The 20875-nt window shown below is 72.6% G+C and carries 18 protein-coding genes; 12 read left to right on the top strand and 6 right to left on the bottom strand.

The genetic code is table 11. The features are described 5' to 3' along the window. The first annotated feature begins 42 nt into the window (after positions 1-42). From J7E97_RS08765 to J7E97_RS08755, 3 genes are all read left to right on the top strand, one after another. Positions 43-621: a TerD family protein gene (locus J7E97_RS08765; protein ID WP_215024142.1), complete on the top strand. Its 579-nt coding sequence runs from the start codon at positions 43-45 to the stop codon at positions 619-621. A gap of 108 nt (positions 622-729) precedes the next feature. Next, positions 730-2748, top strand: coding sequence for a TerD family protein (locus J7E97_RS08760; protein ID WP_215024140.1), 2019 nt, complete (start codon positions 730-732; stop codon positions 2746-2748). 265 nt (positions 2749-3013) lie between these two features. Continuing rightward, the gene (locus tag J7E97_RS08755; protein WP_215024138.1) at positions 3014-4003 is read left to right on the top strand and encodes a TerC/Alx family metal homeostasis membrane protein; all 990 of its coding nucleotides are present in this window, start codon (positions 3014-3016) and stop codon (positions 4001-4003) included. A 72-nt stretch (positions 4004-4075) separates the two neighbouring features. Here J7E97_RS08755 and J7E97_RS08750 read toward each other — a convergent pair whose 3' ends face one another. The 3 genes from J7E97_RS08750 to J7E97_RS08740 form a co-directional block, all read right to left on the bottom strand. After that, positions 4076-5392, bottom strand: coding sequence for an MFS transporter (locus J7E97_RS08750; protein ID WP_215024178.1), 1317 nt, complete (start codon positions 5390-5392; stop codon positions 4076-4078). 163 nt (positions 5393-5555) lie between these two features. Continuing rightward, positions 5556-6212, bottom strand: coding sequence for an MBL fold metallo-hydrolase (locus J7E97_RS08745; protein WP_215024136.1), 657 nt, complete (start codon positions 6210-6212; stop codon positions 5556-5558). A 9-nt stretch (positions 6213-6221) separates the two neighbouring features. Beyond that, on the bottom strand, positions 6222-6914 hold the full coding sequence (locus tag J7E97_RS08740) for a maleylpyruvate isomerase family mycothiol-dependent enzyme (RefSeq protein ID WP_215024134.1): 693 nt from the start codon (positions 6912-6914) through the stop codon (positions 6222-6224). Between the two features lie 175 nt (positions 6915-7089). Between J7E97_RS08740 and uvrA the strand changes: the two genes are divergently transcribed. Then, positions 7090-10095: an excinuclease ABC subunit UvrA gene (gene uvrA / locus J7E97_RS08735; protein WP_215024176.1), complete on the top strand. Its 3006-nt coding sequence runs from the start codon at positions 7090-7092 to the stop codon at positions 10093-10095. A 58-nt stretch (positions 10096-10153) separates the two neighbouring features. On the opposite strand, the gene J7E97_RS08730 is transcribed toward uvrA, so the two are convergent. Continuing rightward, entirely contained in the window at positions 10154-10804 is a 651-nt protein-coding gene (locus J7E97_RS08730) for an NAD(P)-dependent oxidoreductase (protein WP_215024132.1), read from the bottom strand. Between the two features lie 66 nt (positions 10805-10870). Here J7E97_RS08730 and J7E97_RS08725 point away from each other — a divergent pair, with 66 nt between their 5' ends. Next, positions 10871-11476: a TetR/AcrR family transcriptional regulator gene (locus tag J7E97_RS08725; protein ID WP_215024130.1), complete on the top strand. Its 606-nt coding sequence runs from the start codon at positions 10871-10873 to the stop codon at positions 11474-11476. Here the strand turns inward: J7E97_RS08725 and J7E97_RS08720 are convergent. Then, positions 11466-12353 carry a carbohydrate kinase gene (locus J7E97_RS08720; RefSeq protein ID WP_215024128.1) on the bottom strand — a complete coding sequence of 296 codons (888 nt, stop codon included), beginning with the start codon at positions 12351-12353 and terminating at the stop codon, positions 11466-11468. The two genes, J7E97_RS08725 and J7E97_RS08720, sit on opposite strands and share 11 nt — an antisense overlap. A gap of 73 nt (positions 12354-12426) precedes the next feature. Between J7E97_RS08720 and J7E97_RS08715 the strand changes: the two genes are divergently transcribed. Beyond that, the gene (locus tag J7E97_RS08715; RefSeq protein ID WP_215024126.1) at positions 12427-12858 is read left to right on the top strand and encodes a Rieske (2Fe-2S) protein; all 432 of its coding nucleotides are present in this window, start codon (positions 12427-12429) and stop codon (positions 12856-12858) included. A gap of 121 nt (positions 12859-12979) precedes the next feature. Here J7E97_RS08715 and J7E97_RS08710 read toward each other — a convergent pair whose 3' ends face one another. Then, positions 12980-13957, bottom strand: coding sequence for a hypothetical protein (locus tag J7E97_RS08710; protein WP_251054096.1), 978 nt, complete (start codon positions 13955-13957; stop codon positions 12980-12982). A gap of 238 nt (positions 13958-14195) precedes the next feature. Here J7E97_RS08710 and J7E97_RS08705 point away from each other — a divergent pair, with 238 nt between their 5' ends. The 6 genes from J7E97_RS08705 to whiA all read left to right on the top strand — a co-directional run bounded on the left by J7E97_RS08705 (position 14196) and on the right by whiA (position 20855). Further along, positions 14196-14867 (top strand): papain-like cysteine protease family protein, encoded by a 672-nt coding sequence (locus J7E97_RS08705; RefSeq protein ID WP_215024124.1) that lies wholly within the window; start codon positions 14196-14198, stop codon positions 14865-14867. A 4-nt stretch (positions 14868-14871) separates the two neighbouring features. Then, positions 14872-15681 carry a hypothetical protein gene (locus tag J7E97_RS08700; protein WP_215024122.1) on the top strand — a complete coding sequence of 270 codons (810 nt, stop codon included), beginning with the start codon at positions 14872-14874 and terminating at the stop codon, positions 15679-15681. Positions 15682-15809: 128 nt separating this feature from the next. Then, positions 15810-17825 (top strand): excinuclease ABC subunit UvrC, encoded by a 2016-nt coding sequence (gene uvrC / locus J7E97_RS08695; RefSeq protein ID WP_215024120.1) that lies wholly within the window; start codon positions 15810-15812, stop codon positions 17823-17825. Next, the gene (gene rapZ / locus J7E97_RS08690; RefSeq protein ID WP_215024118.1) at positions 17822-18787 is read left to right on the top strand and encodes an RNase adapter RapZ; all 966 of its coding nucleotides are present in this window, start codon (positions 17822-17824) and stop codon (positions 18785-18787) included. The genes uvrC and rapZ overlap by 4 nt, the downstream gene beginning before the upstream one ends. Then, entirely contained in the window at positions 18784-19863 is a 1080-nt protein-coding gene (gene yvcK / locus J7E97_RS08685) for a uridine diphosphate-N-acetylglucosamine-binding protein YvcK (protein ID WP_215024116.1), read from the top strand. Before rapZ ends, yvcK begins: the two co-directional genes overlap by 4 nt. Further along, on the top strand, positions 19854-20855 hold the full coding sequence (gene whiA, locus J7E97_RS08680) for a DNA-binding protein WhiA (RefSeq protein WP_112449750.1): 1002 nt from the start codon (positions 19854-19856) through the stop codon (positions 20853-20855). Before yvcK ends, whiA begins: the two co-directional genes overlap by 10 nt. Positions 20856-20875 lie beyond the last annotated feature (20 nt).

The following is a 20875-nucleotide window of genomic DNA, read 5'->3' as shown; positions in this document are numbered from 1 at the left end:
GCGCACCCACATCGGGGGCGGGCTAGGGAGAGGGGACAGCGCGTGACGGTCAACATGACCAAGGGTCAGGCCATCAGTCTGCAGAAGGCGGACGGGGGCACGCTGACCGCGGTCCGGATGGGCCTCGGCTGGCAGGCAGCCAAGCGCCGCGGGCTCTTCGGCTCGCGGACCCGGGAGATCGACCTCGACGCGTCGGCGGTGCTCTTCGCCGACAAGCAGCCGGTGGACGTCGTGTTCTTCCGGCACCTGCAGAGCGACGACGGCTCGGTGCGGCACACCGGTGACAACCTCGTCGGCGGTGTCGGCCAGGGCGGGGACGACGAGTCGATCCTCGTCGACCTGCAGCGCGTGCCGGTGCACATCGACCAGATCGTCTTCACGGTGAACTCCTTCACCGGCCAGACGTTCCAGGAAGTGCAGAACGCGTTCTGCCGCATCGTCGACGAGACCAACGGCCAGGAGCTGGCCCGCTACACCCTCGACGGCGGCGGTCAGTACACCGCGCAGATCATGGCGAAGGTCTCGCGCGCCGGCAGCGGCTGGCAGATGACGGCCCTCGGCAATCCGGCCAACGGGCGGACCTTCCAGGACCTGATGCCGGCGATCCTGCCGCACCTGTAAGACGAAGCACGGCCAAGGCGAAGCACGGCCAAGGCGAAACACGGCCAAGACGAAGCACGGCGCAACCGACGGCACGGCAGAAGACGGGTACGGGGGAGGGGCTGCACGATGACGGCCGAACTGGTCCGGGGGCAGAACCACCCCTTGTCCCGGAGCCGGGTGGAGATCAGGATCTCGGCGGGCACACCCGTGCTCGCCCTGGTCCAGGTCTGCGACGACGCGGGCCGGCTCGCCGGTCCCGGAGCGGTGGCCCACCCCGGTGCCCGGGCCCTGCCCGGGCTCGAAGCGCCCGAAGGCGTCGCGGCGCGGCACCGCCTGGCCGTCGACCTCGACGCGGTCGCTCCGGCCGTGCACCGGGTCGGCGTCGTGCTCGTCCTGCCGCCCGGCGGTCCGGCGCGCTTCGGAGCGGTCCCGGCGTCCTACGTGTCCGTGGCCGAAGCGGAGGGCGCCGAGCTCGCCGGGTACACGCTGACCGGACTGGACTCCGAGACCGCCGTCCTGGCCCTGGAGCTGTACCGGCGCCAGGGCGCCTGGAAGGTCCGCGCCGTCGGCCAGGGGTACGCGGGCGGCCTCGGCGCGCTGCTGGCCGACGCCGGTCTGAGCGCCCCGGCGGCCGCCGAGCTGGCCGCCGCCGCGACGGGACTGACGGCGCCGGGCGACATCACCCTGGCGGCCATGGAGACCGGGACAACGCCCACCGTGCCGCGCGGGCTGCGGGCGCCGTCACCGAATCAGGCCCCGAGCCAGACCCCGAGCCAGACCGCGAACCAGGTTCCGGCGCCCGACGCGCCGGCCGCCCCGGCCGCTCCCACGCCCCCGGATCCGATCCCCGGCGCCGGGGCCGGGGCCCCGTACGCGGGCACGCCCGGTGGCGACACCGCGGGGGGACCGCCCACCATCAGCTACGCCCACCCGCGCCGCCGCACCAGCACCGAACCGCCCGAGCCCGCCCCGCGCCCCGCCGCGCCCGCGCGGCCGGGCGAACCGCCGCGGCCCGTCGCCGGGGACGCGAGCGGCTGGTCCATGGAAGAGCGGCTCTACAACCAGGTCTGGGGCATGTTCGAGGACATGGCCCGCTCCGTCGCCGCCTACCGCGGCGCCGTCGAATTCGCCGACTCCCGCATGGACCGCGAGCTCGACGAGGCACTGTCCGACCCGCGCCACCGCCTCGGCGGCTCCGCCAACGCGGCCCGCGACACCGCCCGGGCCCGTCGCGACGAGTTGGTCGCGCAGGCGCAGGCCGCCCTCGACCGGGACCTCGACCAGCTCACCGCCGAGGCCGAGGTCGTCGAGCCCGCGCTGCCGGTCTCGTACGCCCGCTGGGACAATCCGGTCTGGCACGACGCCCGGTCGGCCGCCCCGCCGTCGGAGAGCCCGCTGGCCCTGCGCCTGGGCGACCTCCATCTGCCCGAGCGGCCGAGCCTGCGCATCCCGATGCTGGTCCGGGTCCCGCTGGAGCGCGGGCTGTGGATCGACAACGGCCGCACCGGCTCCGAGGCCGCCATGGCCATGGACACCGACCGGCTGCGCCGGGCCGCCATGGACATGGCCGTCGCGCACGCCGCGCGGCTGCTCGCCGCCCATCCCGCCGACCGGTTCGCCGTCCACGTCATCGACGCGGCCGGCGCCGGAGCCGCCGCGCTGGCTCCGCTGGTGCGCGCCGGGGTGCTGGCCGGACCGCCCGCGGCCGGGGCGGCGGGGGTCACCGAGACCCTGGAGCGGCTGACCCGGCGGGTGGACCTCGTACAGATGGCGGTGCGGGCCGGCGCCCCGGAGGACCTGCCGCCCGATGTGGATACGGCCGACCAGCTGCTGATCGTGCACGACTTCCCGCACGGGTTCGACGACCGGGCCGTCACCCGGTTGCGCTACCTGGCCGACGAAGGTCCGGCGGTCGGCGTCCACCTGCTGATGGTCGCGGACCGTGACGAGGCCTCGGCCTACGGGCCGCTGCTGGATCCGCTGTGGCGCTCGCTGATGCGGCTGTCGCCGGTGCCGGACAACCACCTCGCCGACCCCTGGGTCCACCACGCCTGGACCTTCGAGCCGGACCTGCCCCCGCAGGGCAGCCGGGTCCTGGACCAGGCGCTGGAGCGGGTGGCGGCGGCCAGGCGGGCCGCCGGGTAGCGGTCGGCGGCGGCCGGCCCCGGCCTCCGGATGACCGGCCGCTGACCAATTCTTGGGTTCCCCTTTACCTTTCGTGGGCGTGACCGCTACGCTTGTGAGTGCGGAGGGGAGTATTCCTGCTTTCCTGTACGGCGTGCCCGTCAATACGGACTGCGATCAGTCCCGGGGCGCCGGCCCGCGGCCTCCCGGCCGTCAGGGTGGAAGAGACCTCCGGCAGCGATGACGCTGACAAAGTGCTGAGCCATCTGCCGGAGGCCTGTTAACAGTGGACGTTTCCTTGACCCTCTGGGTGCTGACCATTCTCGGTCTGGGCATCCTCATCGGCGCCGATTTCTTCATCGGCCGCAAGCCCCACGACGTTTCCATGAAGGAAGCCGGCATCTGGACGGTCGTCTGGATCGTCCTCGCCGCGCTGTTCGGTCTCGGCCTGCTGTTCTTCGGGCACGGCCAGGCCTCCCAGGAGTTCTTCGCCGGTTTCATCACCGAGAAGTCCCTGAGCGTGGACAACCTCTTCGTCTTCGTCCTGATCATGGCGAAGTTCGCGGTGCCCACCCAGCTCCAGCAGCGCGTGCTGCTCGTGGGCGTGCTGATCGCCCTCGTCCTGCGCGCGATCTTCATCGCCGCCGGCGCCGCGATCATCACCAACTTCTCGTGGGTCTTCTACATCTTCGGTGCGTTCCTCATCTACACCGCGTGGAAGCTGATCCAGGAAGCCCGCAAGGACGAGGAGGACGAGGAGTTCGAGGAGAACCGCCTCCTCAAGTCGATCGAGAAGAAGTTCGGCGTCGCCGACCGCTACCACGGCACGAAGCTCTTCATCCGGAACAACGGCAAGCGCATCCTGACCCCGCTGATGGTGGTCATGCTCGCCATCGGCACCACGGACGTGCTGTTCGCCCTGGACTCGATCCCCGCGATCTTCGGCCTCACCCAGGACCCCTACATCGTCTTCACGGCCAACGCCTTCGCCCTGATGGGCCTGCGCCAGCTGTACTTCCTCATCGGCGGCCTGCTCGAGAAGCTGGTCCACCTCAGCTACGGCCTCTCCGTCATCCTCGGCTTCATCGGCATCAAGCTCGTGCTGCACGCCCTGCACGAGTCGGGCCTGCACGTCCCGCAGATCTCCATCCCGGTCTCCCTGGGCGTCATCTGCGGAGTCCTGGTGATCACCACGATCACCAGCCTGATCGCCTCGAAGAAGCAGGCGGCGGCCGAGGCCGCCGCCGAACCGGAGAGCATCGACGCGTCGTCGTAGCGGACCGGCGGACTGGCGGACCGGTCGGCTGACGGGCTCACGGGCTGACGGGCTGACGGAGGCCCTACGGGGCTACGCGGGGGCGGCCGCTTCGGCCGCCCCCGCTGCCGCGTCCGCCCTCCGTGCCGTGCGCCGGCGCACGACGATCGGGTTGGTCTCCGGCAGCAGGGCGAAGCAGGTCAGTGAGACCAGGGCGATCGCCGTCAGGTAGACCGCCACGGCCCACGGCGGGCCGTCCCCGGCCGCCAGGGCCGTCGCCACGATCGGGGTCAGGGCCCCGCCGAGCACCCCGCCCAGGTTGTAGCCGACCGCGGCGCCCGTGCAGCGGATCCGAGGGGCGTACAGCTCGGGCAGGTACGCGCCCACCACCGCGAACATCGTCACCATCCCGAGCAGTGCGCCGAGCAGTCCGAGCGTCATCAGCAGCGGCTCCGCCGTGCGCAGCAGGGCGACGAACGGGAACATCCACAGCGCGGACGCCGCGCAGCCCGCCAGGCACAGCGGGCGCCGGCCGTAGCGGTCGCCGAGCACCGCGACCCTAGGCGTCACCAGGCCCTTGACCGCGACGGCGGCCATGACGCAGGCCAGCATCACCGAACGGTGCACCCCGAGGTGCTCGGTGGCGTACGCGAGGGACCAGGTGGTGGCCGCGTAGAAGACCGCGTACCCGGTGGCCAGTGCCCCGCCCGTCAGCAGGAGCAGGCGCCAGTGGCCCCGTACGACCTCGGTCAGCGGGGCGTCGGCCCGGCGGCCGGTCTCGGCCAGGGCGCGGAACTGCGGGGTCTCCTCCACGGAGCGGCGCAGCCAGAGCCCGGCCAGCGCCAGCAGGCCCGCCACCCAGAACGGCACCCGCCAGCCCCAGGCGGCGAACTGCCCGTCGGCGAGCAGGCCCGAAAGGGTCAGCATCAGGCCGTTGGCGAGCAGGAACCCCACCGCCGGACCCATCTGCGGGAAGCTCGACCACAGCCCGCGCCGCTCCTCGGGGGCGTGCTCGGCGGTCAGCAGGACCGCGCCGCCCCATTCGCCGCCGAGACCCAGGCCCTGCAGGAAGCGCAAAAGGATCAGCAGGATCGGCGCGGTCGCGCCGATGGAGGCGTACGAGGGCACGCAGCCCACCGCCACCGTGGCCACGCCGGTCAGGAGCAGGGAGCCGAGCAGCACCGGGCGGCGGCCGTGGCGGTCGCCGATGTGGCCGAAGACGACGGAGCCGAGGGGCCGGGCGAGGAAGCCGATGCCGAAGGTGCCGAAGGCGGCGAGGGTCCCGGCGAGCGGGGAGAAGGAAGGGAAGAACAGCGGTCCGAGCACCAGGGCGGCGGCGGTGCCGTAGACGAAGAAGTCGTAGAACTCGATGGCGGTGCCGGCGAGGGAGGCCGAGGCGAGCCGGAGCATCGAGGGCCGCGCGGGGGCGCCGGCCCGGGCCGCGCCCGGGGTGGGGGAGGGGTCGTGTTGCATGGTGCAGCAACTACCCCGCCCCGCACCCTCAGGACAGGCGTTCGGCCATCATCGACCGGAAGGGAGTGCGGTCCGGATCGAGGTTGACGTGTGGCGCCCGCTACCAGCCGCGCTCGCGCCATTCGGCCAGGTGCGGGCGCTCGGCGCCGAGCGTGGTGTCGTTGCCGTGGCCCGGGTACACCCAGGTCTCGTCCGGCAGCACCGCGAAGAGCTTGTGCTCCACGTCGTCGACGAGCCGCGCGAAGGCCTTCGCGTCGCCCCACGTGTTGCCGACGCCGCCCGGGAAGAGGCAGTCGCCCGTGAACACGTGCGGGTGGCCGTGCGGGTCGTCGTAGATGAGCGCGATCGAGCCGGGGGTGTGGCCGACCAGGTGGCGGGCGGTCAGTGTGACCCGTCCGACCGTGATCGTGTCCCCGTCCGCGACGAGCACGTCGGTCGCGACCGGGATGCCCTCCGCGTCGTGGACCCCCGCGTACGTCCGCGCGCCGGTGGCCTCGACCACGGCCTGGAGCGCGCCCCAGTGGTCGCCGTGCCGGTGGGTGGTGACCACCGAGGCGATGCCGCCGTCGCCGATCAGGCTCAGCAGGGTCTGCGGCTCGGCGGCCGCGTCGATCAGCAGCTGCTCGTCGGTGGCCCGGCAGCGCAGTAGGTAGGCGTTGTTGTTCATGCCCCCCACCGCGACCTTGGAGATCATCAGGTCCGAGAGTTCGTGCACGTCGGCCGGACCGCCGACCTTGACCGCTCCGCTGTACGTCATGTCCGCATCCTAGAGCGGGGGGAGCGCGGGCAGGCCGTCGCCCGCCAGGACGGCGAGGTGGGCACCCCGCTGGCCGCGCCCGGCCAGCCAGCCGAGCAGCTCGTCCGCGGGGCCCTCGACGACCACCGGGGTGCCCTGCGTGCCGCCCGTGTGCCAGGTCTTTCCCGTCGTGGTCCGCAGCGTCACCGGCGGTACCTCCGGTCGGCCCGACCAGCGGTCGGCGAGGAAGGCGGTCTCCCGGTCGGTGAAGTCCTCGGAGAGGTCCGCGAGCTCGTAGCCGATGTTCAGGTCGACGTGGTGCAGCTCGACCTCGATCAGGCGCCGGAAGGGGACGCGGGCGGCGACGTCGGTGACGCCGCCCCGCAGCTCGACGACGCGGGTCCAATCCTGCGGGCGCTCGGCCACGGCCTCCCAGCGGGCGGCGGAATTCCGGAGGTCCTCCAGCTGTTCCACAAGGGGCCGGTCGCAGTCGCGCTCGATGTCCGCGTCGCGGGCGTCGCCGCTCTCGTACATCGGGCGGCCCTCGAAGACGTTGACGAGGGCGTCGGCGTTGCGGGCGAGGTGGGCCAGGATGTGGCCCCGGGTCCAGCCGGGCAGACGTGACTCTTCGGCGAGGGCGGCGTTGTCCAGCTTCGCGGCCGCGGTCAGCAGCCGGTCCGTGGCTTCACGTACAGATCGCAGGTCGTGCACATGATCAATCATGCGGCCGAGCCTAGTACTTCAAGGGCCTGCGCCACACGATCGGGTGAAGCGGTCGGCGCAGTGCCCAAAATCGAATGCACGTGCTATACGCTCGGAGTCCAGTCTCCAAGTCCACGGCAGAGGCGCCCCCCAATACCCTGGGACGGGGCCCGTGCCCCCCGCTCTCTCAAGAAAGGTGCGGACCGGCGTGACCGACCGTCTCATCGTTCGTGGCGCTCGCGAGCACAACCTCAAGAACGTCTCGCTCGACCTGCCCCGCGACTCCCTGATCGTCTTCACCGGACTCTCCGGTTCGGGCAAGTCCTCCCTGGCCTTCGACACGATCTTCGCCGAGGGCCAGCGCCGTTATGTCGAGTCGCTCTCGTCGTACGCCCGCCAGTTCCTCGGGCAGATGGACAAGCCCGACGTCGACTTCATCGAGGGCCTCTCCCCGGCCGTCTCCATCGATCAGAAGTCCACGTCGCGCAACCCGCGCTCCACCGTGGGCACCATCACCGAGGTCTACGACTACCTCCGCCTGCTCTTCGCGCGCATCGGCAAGCCCCACTGCCCCGAGTGCCGCCGGCCGATCTCGCGGCAGTCGCCGCAGGCGATCGTCGACAAGGTGCTCGCACTGCCCGAGGGCAGTCGCTTCCAGGTGCTGTCGCCGCTGGTGCGCGAGCGCAAGGGCGAGTTCGTCGACCTCTTCTCCGACCTCCAGACCAAGGGCTACAGCCGTGCCCGGGTGGACGGGGAGACGATGCAGCTCTCCGAGCCGCCGACGCTGAAGAAGCAGGAGAAGCACACCATCGAGGTGGTCATCGACCGCCTCACCGTCAAGGAAGGCGCCAAGCGCCGGCTGACCGACTCCGTCGAGACCGCCCTCGGGCTGTCGGGCGGCATGGTGATCCTGGACTTCGTCGACCTCGCCGAGGACGACCCCGAGCGCGAGCGGATGTACTCCGAGCACCTCTACTGCCCGTACGACGACCTGTCCTTCGAGGAGCTGGAGCCGCGCTCCTTCTCCTTCAACTCGCCCTTCGGCGCCTGCCCCGAGTGCACCGGCATCGGTACGCGCATGGAGGTGGACCCGGAGCTGATCGTCCCGGACGAGGACAAGTCCCTGGACGAGGGCGCGGTCTCGCCGTGGTCGCTCGGCCACACCAAGGACTACTTCCAGCGGCTGATCGGCGCGCTCGCCGCGGAGCTGGGCTTCCGCACCGACATCGCGTGGGCCGGGCTGCCGCTGCGGGCGAAGAAGGCCCTGCTGTACGGCCACAAGACGCAGATCGAGGTCCGCTACCGCAACCGGTACGGCCGCGAGCGGGCCTACACCACCGCCTTCGAGGGCGCCGTCCCGTTCGTCAAGCGACGGCACTCGGAGTCCGAGAGCGACGCCAGCCGCGAGCGCTTCGAGGGCTACATGCGCGAAGTGCCCTGTCCCACCTGCCAGGGCACCCGGCTCAAGCCGATCGTGCTCGCGGTGACGGTGATGGACCGGTCCATCGCCGAGGTCGCCGCGATGTCGATCAGCGAGTGCGCGGACTTCCTCGGGCGGCTGAAGCTCGACGCCCGTGACAAGAAGATCGCCGAGCGGGTCCTCAAGGAGGTCAACGAGCGGCTCCGCTTCCTCGTCGACGTGGGCCTCGACTACCTCTCGCTCAACCGCGCCGCCGGAACCCTGTCGGGCGGTGAGGCCCAGCGCATCCGGCTGGCCACGCAGATCGGCTCCGGCCTCGTCGGCGTGCTCTACGTGCTGGACGAGCCCTCCATCGGCCTGCACCAGCGCGACAACCACCGGCTGATCGAAACGCTCGTGCGGCTGCGGGACATGGGCAACACCCTCATCGTCGTCGAGCACGACGAGGACACCATCAAGGTGGCCGACTGGATCGTGGACATCGGCCCGGGGGCCGGCGAGCACGGCGGCAAGGTCGTGCACAGCGGCTCGCTGAAGGACCTGCTGAAGAACAGCGAGTCCATCACCGGGCAGTACCTGTCCGGCAAGCGCTCCATCCCGCTCCCGGACGTACGCCGTCCCGTGGACCCGGCGCGCAGGCTCACGGTCCACGGCGCCAAGGAGAACAACCTCCAGGACATCGACGTGTCCTTCCCGCTCGGCGTGCTCACGGCCGTGACGGGCGTATCGGGCTCGGGCAAGTCCACGCTGGTCAACGACATCCTGTACACGCACCTGGCGCGCGAGCTCAACGGCGCGCGGTCGGTTCCGGGACGGCACACGCGGGTGGACGGGGACGACCTCGTCGACAAGGTCGTGCACGTCGACCAGTCGCCCATCGGGCGGACCCCGAGGTCCAACCCGGCGACGTACACCGGGGTCTTCGACCACGTCCGCAGGCTCTTCGCGGAGACGATGGAGGCGAAGGTGCGCGGCTACCTGCCGGGCCGCTTCTCCTTCAACGTCAAGGGCGGCCGCTGCGAGAACTGCTCCGGCGACGGCACGATCAAGATCGAGATGAACTTCCTGCCGGACGTGTACGTCCCGTGCGAGGTCTGCCACGGCGCCCGGTACAACCGGGAGACGCTGGAGGTCCACTACAAGGGCAAGTCCATCGCCGAGGTCCTGAACATGCCGATCGAGGAGGCCTCGGAGTTCTTCGAGGCGGTCCCGACGATCGCCCGGCACCTGCGCACGCTGAACGAGGTCGGGCTGGGGTACGTCCGGCTCGGCCAGTCCGCGCCGACGCTGTCGGGCGGTGAGGCGCAGCGCGTGAAGCTGGCTTCGGAGCTCCAGAAGCGGTCGACGGGGCGGACGGTGTACGTCCTGGACGAGCCGACCACGGGTCTGCACTTCGAGGACATCTCGAAGCTGATCAAGGTGCTTTCGGGGCTGGTCGACAAGGGGAACTCGGTGATCGTCATCGAGCACAACCTCGACGTCATCAAGACCGCGGACTGGGTCGTGGACATGGGCCCCGAGGGCGGTTACGGCGGCGGCCTCGTCGTCGCGGAGGGCACTCCGGAGCAGGTCGCCTCGGTGAGCACGAGCCACACCGGCAAGTTCCTGCGGGAGGTCCTGGGGGCGGACCGGGTCTCGGACGCGGTGGCCTCGGAGTCGGTCCGGCCGGCGAAGAAGGCCGTGGCGAAGAAGACGGCCGCGAAGAAGACGGTCGCGAAGAAGGCCGTCGCCAAGAAGGCGGCTCCGGCGAAGAAGGCGGCCGGGGCCTCCCGCACGGCGTAGCCGTGGTCCGGCGCCGCGCCCAGCGCGCGGCGCCGGACCGGGGCGGAGCCCCGGGCGGCTATGTGGCGATGCCGATGGCGTGGCCCGCGGTGGAGGGGTCGCCGAGCGTGGTCAGGAGGGCGTCCGCCACGTCCGCGCGGGGGATGGAGCGCCCGCCCGGCACGTTCCCGTCCACCGCCCGCCGGTAGGTGCCCGTCCGCGGCCGGTTCAGCAGCCGCGGCGGCCGCACCACCGTCCACCCCGTCCGGCTGCCGGCGATCGCCGCCTCCATGACCGCGAGATCGGCGTACACGTCCCGCAGGAGCCGCCGCAGGACGGGAAGGACGACCTTCCGCGCGATCACCCCGTCCGCCGGGGTCACCGGCCCCAGCGGGGCCGCGCTGACCGCCGACAGGCGGGTCACCCCCGCCCGGTCCATCGCCGAGACGACGGCCCGCAGGGCCGGTCCCGCGACCGGGGTCAGCCTGGCCTGCTTGTTGCTCGCCGCGCCCAGCGCCGAGACCACGGCCTCCCGCCCCGCCAGGAGCGGGACCAGCGCGTCCTCGTCCGTCAGGTCGCGCACCACCGCCACCCGGAGCCGGTCGTGCGCGGGCACGCCCAGCCGCGCCGGATCGCGCACGACCGCCGTGACCTCGTGGCCCGCGTCGAGGGCCTGCCGGACGACCTCGCGGCCGACCCCGCCCGTGGCTCCGAACACCGTGAGTTTCATCGTGCTCCCGCGATCGAGAGAGGTGGGTGAGCGTTTACTCACCTCTGCCTCCGTTAGGGTGAGTGAATGCTCACCTCCAAGTCAAGCCGGCCCACTCCCGAGCGCCTGCTGGACGCCGCCGAGACCCTGATGCGCACCAGCGGCCTGGCCAACGCCACCACCAAGGCGATCGCCCGCGAGGCCCGCTGCTCGGAGGCCGCGCTGTACAAGTACTTCGCGAACAAGGAAGAACTGTTCGTACGCGTGCTCATGGAGCGCCGCCCCAACGCCGGCGCGATGATGGCCGCGCTCACCACCGACCCGGGGGAGCAGCCGGTCGAGGAGCGGCTCGCGGTGATAGCCCGCCACGCCTCGCTCTTCTACGCCGATGCCATGCCCCTGGCCGCCTCGCTCTTCGCCGACCCCGTTCTGCTCACCCGCCACCGCGAGGGCGTACGGCAGATCGGCGCGGGCCCGCACGTGGTGCTGGAGGCCCTCCAGGGCCACCTGGTCCGCGAGCTCGAACGGGGCCGGCTGCGCCCGGACGCCGACCCGCGGGCCGCTGCCGCGCTGCTGCTCGGCGCCTGTTTCCAGCGGGCCTTCTTCCTGCACTTCTCCGGCCCCGACACCGTCGAGCCGGTCGAGGAGTTCGCCCCCGCCGTGGCCCGGACCGTCTGGGCCGCTATCCGCTGAGCTCGGACGCGTACGGAGGCTCCGCGCCCGCCCGCGCACAGGTCAGCGCGGCCGCGCGGGCGGCGTAGGACAGCGCCTCGGGCCAGTCCACCGGACCGGCGCCCGCCCCCGCACCGTCCCAAAGCCGGTGCAGCAGGGCCGCGTTCACGGTGTCGCCCGCGCCGATCGTGTCGACCACGCCGACCCGGCACGCGGGTGCCGAGTGCTCCGCGCCCTCCCGCGTCCACACCGTCAGCCCTCCGGCCCCCCGGGTCAGCACCACCGCGGACGGCCCCGCCGCCAGCCAGTCGCCGGCCCGGCCGCCCAGCCAGGCCGCGTCCTCCTCGGACAGCTTCAGGACCGAGACGTACGGGAGCCAGGACCGCAAGCGCTTGCGGTAGGCGTCCGGCTCCGCGATCAGCGCCGGCCTGATGTTGGGGTCGAGGAAGGTGAGCAGGCCGCGCCCGGACTCCCGCCGCAGCAGGGCCTCGTAGGCGCTCGCGCCCGGTTCCAGCACCAAGGAGCAGGTCCCGAGCGCGAGGACCCGTACGTCCCGCGGAAGCGCCTGCGGCAGGCGGAACAGCCGGTCGGCCGTCCCCTCGACGTAGAACCCGTACGCCGCCGAGCCGTCCGGGGCCAGGGAAGGAACGGCCAGGGTGGTCGGCTCCGGCCCGCGCTGGACCAGGGACAGGTCCACGCCGGCCGCCCGCAGCCCGGCGAGCAGGGAGGCGCCGAAACCGTCCCGCGAGACCCGGGAGCAGAAGGCGGCCCGCGCACCCAGCCGGCCCAGGGCGAGCGCGGTGTTGTACGGTCCGCCGCCCGGCCGGGGCAGCAGCGCACCCGGCGGCTCCGCGACGGGCACCAGGTCGATCAGGGCTTCTCCACCGACGACGATCACGCGGGGGAAGGTACCCCATCGGTCGGCGGTATCGTCGGACGGGCCCAGCCGAGCCTGAACCCGGGAGAACCGCATGTCCGCGTCGCAGTCCGCCGCCCGCCGTACCGTGCTCAAGGGCGCCGCCGCGCTCGTCGGGGCCACCGGGGCCGGAGTGACGCTCGGGGCCTGTTCCACCGGGGGCAACAGCGGCGCGGGATCCCCGGCGGTCCCCGACGGGCCCGTGGAGCTGGGCGCCGCGGCCGACGTGCCGGTGGGCGGCGCGAAGCTGTTCCGGGAGCGGAAGGTCGTGGTCAGCTGCGCGGAGGCCGGGCAGTACAAGGCCTTCAGCGCACAGTGCACCCACGCCGGCTGCGTCCTGGACAAGATCGTCGAGGGTGAGGGCAACTGCCCCTGCCACGGCAGCCGCTTCGACGTGACCACGGGCAAGGTGCTGCGCGGCCCGGCCACCGACCCGCTGCCGGAGGTCCCGGTGAAGACCGAGGGCGGCAAGCTCATCGCAGGCTGATCCGCGGGCTGGTCCGCGGCCGGACCTGCGGGCGACCGGCGACCCCGGCGACGCGGCGACCCGGCAGCCGGTCGGCCGGGCCTGCGGGCGACGCGGCGGCCGGACGGCCGTCCGCGGCGGCTCACTCCCAGTCCCAGCCGATCCCCAGGATCCCCCGCCGCACCCCCTGTTCCACCAGGTGCACGGCCCGGTGCGGTCCGCTCGGGGGCAGGTCCGAGAGCTGCCCGCGCGGTGCGCCCGGCCCGCTGCGGGTGAAGCGGCGGCAGCGCACGGGCAGCGCGGCCTCGTCGAAGCGGACCTGGAGCACGTACTGGCCGCCGGTGTAGCTGAAGCCGCGCACGTACTCGGTGCTGCGGCCGGCCGTGCCGTCCTCGAAGCCGTAGCCGAAGACGTAGGTGTCCCCGGCGCGCAGCCGGGCGTCGAAGAGCAGCTCGGCGACGACCACCCCAGACTCGGGATGGCGGCGGATCCGCCCGGTCCGGCAGTTCTCGTCGGCCCGTACCCGCACGCGGGCGGGATCGCACCCCGGGTCGCCGTGATGGACGGCGAGGTACCGGTCGACCCCGTCGCGGTGGGCCCGTACGACGTGCTGCGACTCGCGGCCCAGCAGCTCCCCGGCGGGCCCGATCCGTACCCGCTCGTGGTGCCCGACGGTGTGCAGGCCGCCGTCGGCGGGCAGTTCCATGCCGGCCAGCAGTCCTTCCACGGCCGCGCCCACGCTCAGCAGGGCCCGGTACGAGCGCGCCTGCGGCCGCGGGGTCTCGGCTCCGGCGCCGGGCTCCGGCGCGGCGAGCAGCCGCAGCAGGGCGCCTTCGGGCAGCTCCAGGATCTGCTCCAGGGCCCGTACCGCCTTCAGGGACTCGGTGCGGCGCGGGCGCCGGGCGCCCTGCTGCCAGTAACTGAGGCTGGTCACGCCGAGCTTGATGCCGCGGGCGGCCAGCCGGTTCTGCACCCGGTGCAGGGGGAGTCCGCGCGCGGTGAGGGCCGCGCGGAGCGCGAGGTGGAAGGGCCCGGTGCGCAGGACGTCGGGTAACTCCCGGGCTCCGGCGCGGCCGTCGTCCCGGAATGACCTGATCGCGCTGTCCGCGCTCGACCGCATGACGGCTCCCCCTGTGAACGTTCACGCAACGAGGTGTGGACGGTCCCGCGGGCGACGTCCGAGGTCCTGGTGGGTCCAGGTGGGGTGAGGGCGGACGTTCACACTTCGGCCCCACCGTTCACACCGCGATGTCACGGCGTATTGAAGCGTGTTGACCTGTTCCCGACAACACCTGATGCTCCTCCACAGCGTCCGGACGCGCTCCTCCACCCCCACTCCCCACTTCGGGAGGAACGCGATGCGCAACCCGAACCGGCGGCTTTACCCGGCCGCCCTCATCACCGCCATGCTCTTCGCCCTGCTCACAGGTACCGCCACCGCCACCGCCGCCGATGCCGGTACCGCTCCGGGCACCGCGACCGCCGCGACCACGACCAACACGACCACCGCGACCGCCCCCGTCGCGGCGACCGCCGATGGCGCCGCCCTGGCGTACAAACGGCTGAACATCACCATGCAGGCACAGCAGAAGACCAACTGGTGCTGGGCCGCGGCGGGCAACACCATCGCCACCTGGTTCGGCCGCACTTACAGCCAGAACCAGTTCTGCAACGCCGCCTTCAACCGCCAGCAGGGCTACGACTGCCCGAACAACCAGGCCACCCTGGGCAACGTGCAGACCGCCCTGCGCTGGGCCGGCATCAACTCGGGCTCCTACGTGAACGGCTGGCTCCAGTACTCCACCGTGCAGAACGAGATCAACGCCGACCGCCCGGTCGAGACCCGCATCCAGTGGTCCAACGGCGGCGGCCACATGCACGTCGTCTACGGCTACGACACCGCGAACAGCTGGGTGTACTGGGGCGACCCGTGGCCCTCCAGCGACCGCTACAACTGGGCCTCGCACGCCTGGTACGTGGACAACAGCACCTTCTCCTGGACCCACTCGCTCTACCGGATCGGGGCGTGACCTCATGAACCCTCGCCTCGCCGCGGCCGTGGTCGCCGCGACCGCCGCACTCGCCCTGGCCCCCACCCAGGCGGGCGCGGCCCCGGTGCCGCAGCCCCAGAGCGCCACCGCCGAGAACCGGGCCGCCGCCGCGCAGGCGGCGACCGCCCCCGACACGCTCGCCACCCTGTCCCGCTTCTTCGCCCGTGAGGGCAAGGTCTCGCCGGCCGCCGCACAGCCCCGCATCGAGGGCGAGGCGATCGCGGTGAACCACCTGTCACCGGACTTCGTCGCCGGGAAGGCGGACGCGGGCGTGGCCCGGCTGGAATTCCTCGCCAGCAAGGCCGTCTCCTCGGACGGACAGCAGGCATCGCTGTGGACCGCGAAGACCGAAGCGGGCTGGCAGGTGGTGAACATAGCCACCGGTGACGACGAGTTCCGCTACGCGCAGCTCGGCGCGGCGAAACTCCCGGGCGGGACGGTCTTCCGCGAGCCGCAGATCGACGCCTGGTACGTGGCCCAGGGCGGCAGGGTGCTTCCCCTGGACGAGGACGCGGTGCGGGCGGTCGGCGCGCAGGGCACCAGCCTCGCCGCCTACCGGGCCCGGGTCGTGAAGGCGTACGGGGACAAGCTGCCCGGGTCCGCCTATGCCCGGTCCGGGAAGGCCGGTGGCTTCGCCCCCACGGGAGCCACCACCGCCTCCGGGTCCGCCTCGGGGGCCGCCTCCGGATCCGTCGGGATGCCGGCGGCGGCCGCCGCCGTGGCGCTGGCGCTCGGCGCGGCCGGTGCGCTGGCCGTGCGGCGCTCCCGGCGACAGCGGGTGGTGCGGGCGTAGCCACCCGGGGGTCCGGCCTCCGGCCAGGCGGCCGGACCCCTTGCCCGGCCGCCGCCCCGCGCCGCCCCGCCCCGCCCCGCAGCAGGGGAACGGCTCGGTTGTCGGCGGGCGACAGTAGGGTGGTTGGCATGGCCGACCCTTCCAGCTACCGTCCCCAGCCGGGACAGGTCCCCGACTCCCCGGGGGTATACAAGTTCCGCGACGAGCACCGCCGGGTGATCTACGTCGGGAAGGCCAAGAGCCTGCGCCAGCGGCTGGCCAGCTACTTCCAGGACCTCGCCGGACTGCACCCCCGTACCGCCACGATGGTGACCACGGCGGCCTCCGTCGAGTGGACCGTGGTCTCCACCGAGGTCGAGGCGCTCCAGCTCGAATACTCCTGGATCAAGGAGTTCGACCCCCGGTTCAACGTCAAGTACCGGGACGACAAGAGCTACCCCTCCCTCGCCGTGACGATGAACGAGGAGTACCCCCGGGTCCAGGTCATGCGCGGGCCCAAGAAGAAGGGCGTGCGCTATTTCGGCCCCTACGGGCAGGCCTGGGCCATCCGCGAGACCGTCGACCTGATGCTCCGGGTCTTCCCCGTCCGCACCTGCTCCGCCGGGGTGTTCAAGCGCTCCGCCCAGATCGGCCGCCCCTGCCTCCTCGGCTACATCGGCAAGTGCTCCGCGCCCTGCGTCGGCCGGGTCACCCCCGAGGAGCACCGGGAACTGGCCGAGGACTTCTGTGACTTCATGGCCGGGCGCACGGGCACCTACCTCACCCGCCTCGAGCAGCAGATGCACGAGGCGGCCGAGGAGATGGAGTACGAGAAGGCCGCCCGGCTGCGCGACGACGTGGGGGCCCTGCGCCGGGCCATGGAGAAGAACGCGGTGGTGCTCGCCGACGCGACGGACGCCGACCTTTTCGCGGTCGCCGAGGACGAGCTCGAAGCGGCCGTGCAGATCTTCCACGTGCGCGGCGGCCGGGTCCGCGGGCAGCGCGGCTGGGTCACCGACAAGGTCGAGGCCGTGGACACGGCCGGGCTCGTCGAGCACGCCCTCCAGCAGCTCTACGGCGAGGAGACGGGCGAGGCCGTGCCCAAGGAGGTGCTCGTCCCCGCCCTCCCCGAGGACACCCCGGCCCTGAGCCAGTGGCTCGCCGAGCGGCGCGGGTCGCAGGTCAGCCTGCGCATCCCGCAGCGCGGGGACAAGAAGGCGCTGATGGAGACCGTCCACCGCAACGCCCAGCAGTCCCTCCTCCTGCACAAGACCAAGCGCGCCGCCGACCTCACCACCCGCTCGCGGGCCCTGGAGGAGATCGCCGAGGCGCTGGAGCTGGACGGCGCGCCGCTGCGCATCGAGTGCTTCGACATCTCGCACCTGCAGGGCGACGACGTCGTGGCCTCGATGGTCGTCTTCGAGGACGGGCTGGCGCGCAAGGGCGAGTACCGCAGGTTCCAGATCAAATCGTTCGAGGGGCAGGACGACGTCCGCTCCATGCACGAGGTGGTCTCCCGGCGCTTCCGCCGCTACCTCCACGAGAAGCTGAAGACGGGGGAGTGGTCCCCCGAGACCGGCGAGGTGGAGGCGGACGCGCCCGAGGAGGACGGGCGGCCCAAGCGCTTCGCCTACCCGCCCCAGCTCGTCGTCGTCGACGGCGGACAGCCGCAGGTGGCCGCCGCCAAGCGGGCCCTGGAGGAGCTCGGGATCGACGACGTGGCCGTGTGCGGCCTGGCCAAGCGCCTGGAGGAGGTCTGGCTGCCCGGGCAGGACGACCCGGTGGTGCTGCCCCGGACCAGCGAGGGCCTGTACCTGCTCCAGCGGGTGCGTGACGAAGCCCACCGGTTCGCCATCCAGTACCAGCGCAACAAGCGGGGCAAGCGCCTGAAAGCCGGGCCGCTCGACGAGGTGGCGGGGCTGGGCGAGAGCCGCAAGCTCGCCCTGGTCAAGCACTTCGGTTCGGTGAAGAAGCTCCGGCAGGCCACAATCGATCAGATCTGCGAGGTCCCGGGCATAGGCCGCAAGACGGCCGAGACCGTGGCCGCGGCCCTGGCGCAGGCGGTTCCGGCCGGTCCCGCCGTGAACATGGCGACCGGCGAGATCATTGAGGACGAGGCCCCCGCGACCGCGGGAGCCGCATCCGAACGGGGGACCGGGCAATGACCGAGCACGATTCCGAGCAAACGCACGATTCCGAGCACGACCGAGACGGAGCACAAGTGAGTACGGGCACGACAGCGGATCCCGGAGCGGTCGCCGAGGCGGCCATCCCCGAGCTGGTGATCATCTCCGGAATGTCCGGGGCCGGCCGCAGTACCGCGGCCAAGTGCCTGGAGGACCTCGGCTGGTTCGTCGTCGACAACCTGCCGCCGGCGCTGATCCCCACCATGGTGGAGCTGGGCGCCCGCTCGCAGGGCAACGTGGCGCGCATCGCCGTCGTCGTGGACGTCCGCGGCCGGCAGTTCTTCGACGCCCTGCGCGAATCCCTCTCCGACCTGGAGTCCCGCGGCGTCACCCGGCGGATCGTCTTCCTGGAGTCCTCGGACGACGCGCTCGTACGCCGCTTCGAGTCGGTCCGCCGCCCGCACCCGCTCCAGGGCGACGGCCGCATCGTCGACGGCATCGCCGCCGAGCGCGACCTGCTGCGCGAGCTGCGCGGCGACGCCGACCTGGTCATCGACACCTCCAGCCTGAACGTGCACGAGCTGCGCGCCAAGATGGACGCCCGGTTCGCGGGCGACGAGGAGCCCGAGCTGCGGGCCACCGTGATGTCCTTCGGCTTCAAGTACGGCCTCCCCGTCGACGCCGACCTCGTCGTCGACTGCCGCTTCATCCCCAACCCGCACTGGGTCCCGGAACTGCGCCCCTTCACCGGGCTCAACGAGGAGGTGTCGGGCTACGTCTTCAGCCAGCCCGGCGCCAAGGAGTTCCTCGACCGCTACACCGAGCTGCTCCAGCTCATCGCGACCGGCTACCGGCGCGAGGGCAAGCGGTACGTGACCATCGCCGTCGGCTGCACCGGCGGCAAGCACCGCAGCGTCGCCATGTCCGAGAAGCTCGCCGCCCGCCTCTCCTCCGAAGGAGTCGAGACCGTCGTCGTCCACAGGGACATGGGGCGCGAGTGACCGGACACAGCCTGCGCCTGCGCCGCCTGCGCCGGCTCACCGCCGACAAGGGCGAGGGTGAGGGCGGCGCGGGCCGCAGCCGCGGTCCTCGCCGCGGCGAGGCTTCCAAGGTCGTCGCGCCCAAGGTCGTGGCCCTCGGCGGCGGCAGGGGCCTGTCGGCCTCGCTGACCGCCCTGCGCCGGATCACGGGCGAGCTGACGGCCGTCGTCACCGTCGCCGACGACGGCGGCTCCAGCGGCCGCCTGCGCGAGGAGCTCGGCGTGCTGCCGCCCGGGGACCTGCGCAAGGCGCTGGCCGCGCTCTGCGGAGACGACGAATGGGGCCAGACCTGGTCGCGGGTCATCCAGCACCGCTTCCAGTCCGGCGGCGACCTGCACGAGCACGCGGTCGGCAACCTGCTCATCGTGGCCCTGTGGGAACAGCTCGGCGATCCCGTCCAGGCCCTGGACCTCGTCGGCAAGCTCCTGGGCGCCCAGGGCCGGGTGCTCCCGATGTCGGCGGTCCCGCTCGAACTCCAGGCCCTGGTCAGGGGCCACGATCCGGCGCGCCCGGACGCCGTGGACACCGTACGGGGGCAGGCCACCGTGGCGCTGACCCCCGGCGAGGTGCTCTCCGTCCAGGTGGTGCCGGCCGACCCGCCGGCGGTGCCGGAAGCGGTCGCGGCCGTGCTCGACGCGGACTGGGTGGTGCTCGGTCCGGGCTCCTGGTTCTCCTCCGTGATTCCGCACCTGCTGGTGCCGGAACTGCTCGACGCGCTGGTCGAGACGAAGGCCCGGAAGGTGCTCTCGCTGAACCTCGCGCCACAACCCGGTGAAACAGAGGGCTTCTCTCCGCAGCGTCATTTGGAGGTTTTGGCCCGACACGCCCCTAAACTCGCCCTGGACGTGGTGCTGGCCGATCAGGCCGCCGTGCCCGATCGCGAGTCCCTCGCCGATGCCGCAAAACGGTTCGGCGCGGCGGTCGAGCTGGCGCCGGTGGCCAGGCAGGACGGCTCTCCGAAGCATGATCCGGAGCTGCTCGCCGCCGCGTACGACCGTATTTTTCGGATGCATGGAAGGATCGGCCCATGGCGATGACGCCCGCGGTGAAGGATGAGATCGCCCGCCTGCCCGTCACCCGCACCTGCTGCAGGAAGGCGGAGGTCTCGGCGATCCTTCGGTTCGCGGGCGGGTTGCACCTGGTGAGCGGCCGGATCGTCATCGAGGCGGAACTGGACGCGGGGATCGCGGCCCGCCGCCTGCGCAAAGACATCCTCGAGATCTTCGGGCACTCCTCGGATCTGGTGATCATGGCCCCCGGCGGCCTGCGCCGGGGCAACCGGTACGTGGTCCGCGTGGTCGCCGGCGGCGACCAGCTGGCGCGCCAGACCGGCCTCGTGGACGGCCGCGGCCGCCCGATCAGGGGCCTTCCCCCGCAGGTGGTCTCCGGGGCCACCTGCGACGCCGAGGCGGCCTGGCGCGGGGCCTTCCTGGCCCACGGCTCGCTCACGGAGCCGGGGCGCTCCTCCTCCCTGGAGGTCACCTGCCCCGGTCCGGAGGCGGCCCTGGCCCTGGTGGGCGCCGCACGCCGGCTCTCCATCGCCGCCAAGGCCCGCGAGGTCCGCGGCGTGGACCGGGTCGTCGTACGCGACGGGGACGCCATCGGCGCCCTGCTGACCCGGCTCGGCGCCCACGACTCGGTGCTGGCGTGGGAGGAGCGGCGGATGCGGCGCGAGGTGCGCGCCACCGCCAACCGCCTCGCCAACTTCGACGACGCCAACCTGCGCCGCTCGGCGCGGGCCGCGGTGGCCGCCGGAGCCCGGGTGCAGCGCGCCCTGGAGATCCTCGCCGAGGAGGTCCCCGAGCACCTCGCCGCGGCCGGCCGGCTGCGGATGGAGCACAAGCAGGCCTCCCTGGAGGAGCTGGGCGCGCTCGCCGACCCGCCGCTGACCAAGGACGCGGTCGCGGGCCGGATCCGCCGCCTGCTGGCGATGGCCGACAAGCGGGCCCAGGACCTCGGGATCCCGGGCACCGAGTCGAACCTCGACCTCAGCGACAGCGAGGAGCTGGCCGACAACATGGCCGGCTAGGCGTCGGCCGGGCGGAAGCC

The sequence above is a fragment of the Streptomyces sp. ISL-66 genome (assembly GCF_018614135.1).
GTDB lineage: Bacteria > Actinomycetota > Actinomycetes > Streptomycetales > Streptomycetaceae > Streptomyces.
This window is presented reverse-complemented; position numbering and strand designations above follow the sequence as displayed.